4 protein-coding genes are annotated in these 2,572 nt (G+C 55.7%); 1 reads left to right on the top strand and 3 read right to left on the bottom strand.

Annotation, left to right across the window (positions count from 1 at the left end; translation table 11 throughout):
* The 3 genes from thpR to KKD83_01605 all read right to left on the bottom strand — a co-directional run.
* On the bottom strand, positions 1–486 hold a 486-nt coding region (thpR, locus tag KKD83_01595; protein MBU2534842.1), incomplete at its 3' end, for an RNA 2',3'-cyclic phosphodiesterase.
* Positions 487–488: 2 nt separating this feature from the next.
* Positions 489–1,328, bottom strand: a complete 840-nt coding sequence (locus tag KKD83_01600; GenBank protein MBU2534843.1) for an amidohydrolase family protein — start codon at positions 1,326–1,328, stop codon at positions 489–491.
* Positions 1,329–1,390: 62 nt separating this feature from the next.
* Positions 1,391–2,053: a 50S ribosomal protein L25 gene (locus KKD83_01605; GenBank protein MBU2534844.1), complete on the bottom strand. Its 663-nt coding sequence runs from the start codon at positions 2,051–2,053 to the stop codon at positions 1,391–1,393.
* A gap of 126 nt (positions 2,054–2,179) precedes the next feature.
* On the opposite strand from KKD83_01605, the gene KKD83_01610 reads away from it, so the two are divergent.
* Positions 2,180–2,572, top strand: a 393-nt coding sequence (locus KKD83_01610; protein MBU2534845.1) for a threonine aldolase family protein, incomplete at its 3' end; no start/stop codon positions are given.

Raw genomic sequence — 2,572 nt, forward strand, 5'->3', positions numbered from 1 at the left:
ATGGGCGGTCTCAAATCTGGCGTCGGCGACGAGCTGCCCCAGGTGTTGCTGCTCGGTTGGTGTTGCCTTTTCTCTAACGCGGGCCAGGGTCAGATGAGGGGTGAACGGCCGCGACTCCCGGGCAAAGCCCAGCGGTACCAGGTTGGAATCAATGCGCTGCTGAAGCTGTTTCAACCGGTCAATATCTCCTCCCACGCCGACCCATACCACCCGGACGCGCTGGAGGTTGGGAAAAACGCCCAGCCCCTTTACCTCAAGCGAAAGAGGTGAAAAGCCCTGAGACGCTTGCTCTATAGCACCGGTAACATCGCTGATTTTGGCTGTGGCAATGTTGCCCAGAAATTTCAGGGTCAGGTGTATACCATGCGGGTCAACCCATTTCACCGAAGGCTGCTTATTCGCCTGCAACTCGGTCTGCAATTCGGCAAGGGCCGACCTTACGTCATCAGGCAGTTCAATAGCGATAAACGAACGAATCTGCTCCATCCCTAAAGGTTCAGTATCCGTTTGGCATTGCCGGATAGAATCAGGCTCTTCTCTTCTTCGGTTAAAGCCGCCGAATCGATTTCCTGGAGCAAGCGGGTCTGCAGCAGCAACGGGTAATCGCTGCCAAAGAGTATCTTATCCGCGCCGACCAGCTGGCTGCCCAGAGTATATATTTGGGGCTGGTAGAGAAACGGAGATGCGGCGGTATCGAAGTAGACATTCTGCAGTGCCTTCTGTACCTCGGGCATCAGGGCGTAAAACGGCAGGCCGCCTCCCCAGTGGGCACAGACAATGGTGACATCGGGATAGTGGGTGATGAAGGGATACAGCACATCCGGTGTAATGATTCCCTTGCCGGGGTAGTCATGGCCTGCGGGTTCGGAGGCATGGGTGAGGAGGATGAGCCGGTGTTTCTTAACCGTTTCCATCAATGGAGAGATGATGGCTTCATCTTCGAGGTCAAGCAGCTGTATGTCGGGTCGCAACTCGCCGATACCCTTGGCGCCATTCTGGGCACAGCGCTCAATTTCAGCGATGGCGGCGTCGAGCGACTGCGGCTGCACGGTACAGAATCCGATAAGGCGTTTGGGGAAGCGGGCGATTGATTCCAGAATGTAGTCGTTGGTCTCCGTGCAGAGTTCGTGGGTCATCCAGCCGAAGTTGACAATGACCGAGATATCAATGCCGGCCCGGTCCATGCTATCGATGAGTTCCTCGGCGGTGGCGATTTTAGCCTCTTTCTTGGCATAGAGGAGCGCAAAACACGGGTCGCGGTCGATGTACTGGCCGCGTTTTTGCTTGACCTGCGGTGGAAAGACGTGCGTATGGAAGTCGATAATCATCGCCTGATAATCACCAAGTACTATGATATATTGCTATCGCGGTTTGCCACGCGCTAGCTCTCTTAAGCCTTCTCCCCTGGTTTCTCCTCCTCGGCAGGAGCCTCCGCTGCCTCCTCAGCAACCGCTTCCTCCTCTTCGACCGCAGGCACTTCCTCGACCTCTTCCTTCACCGCCACTTCGCTAATCTTTACTACCAGCTGCTCGGGGTCGGCGTGAACGGTGATTTCCGGGTTGAGGACAATGTCTTTGACGTGGACCGCCTGCTCCACTTCTTCCAGCTGGGTGATGTCAATTTCTATCTGAGGGGGCACATCGGTGGGCAGGCACTCAATGCTCAGGCTGTTGATGCCGCGAACTATCATGCATCCCTTGAATTTCATCGCTGGCGCTTCTCCCACGAGCACGATGGGTACAGCCACGGCGATTTTCTCGGTCCGCGTCACCTGGTAGAAATCAACGTGCAGCAGCTCCCGGCTGATGGCATCACGCTGAATCTCGCGGACGAAAACGCTTTTCGGCTTTTCGCTGTCAATCTCAAGGTTGAGAAGCCTGGTTCGTCCGGCGTGAGCGATCAAATCCCGCAGAGTATCGGTATCACATTGCAGCGCCACCGATTTGACATTGTGACCGTAGAGGTGGGCAGGTGTTATCCCCTGACGGCGTAAAAATCTGGCCTTCTTTCCCAGCACCATCCGGTGCGTTGCCTTCAATTTTAAATCTTCCACGTCTCGACCCCTTTCCAAAGCCCATTAAAGCATATATGGCGGTAAAAATCAAACGCTGGCGGCTGCCAGCATATCGCTCATTGTGATATTATAGAGGGAAAACCACGGGCAAGAAAGGTGACCGGAATGAAGATTATTGACCTGCGCAGCGATACCGTAACCCTGCCGACGGAGGAAATGCGGCGGGCAATGTATGAGGCTGAGGTTGGCGATGATGTCCATCGGGAAGACCCCACGGTCAACCGCCTCGAGGAACTGGCTGCCGAAGTCATGGGCAAGGAGGCGGCGCTTTTCACCGCCAGCGGTACGATGAGCAACCTCCTGGGTGTCCTGGCCAGTACCCGACCCGGCGATGAAATCATCGTCGGCAGCGAGGCTCACATACTCTGGTATGAGGTCGGTGGGGCATCGGTGCTGGGTGGGGTGGTTATCCGCACCGTTCCCAATGATGAGGACGGGAAATTAGACCCTGCTGATGTGGAAAAGACGATACGTTCGGTGAACATCCACTTCCCGGCG

The organism is Chloroflexota bacterium, from assembly GCA_018829775.1.
Lineage (GTDB): Bacteria > Chloroflexota > Dehalococcoidia > Dehalococcoidales > RBG-16-60-22 > E44-bin89.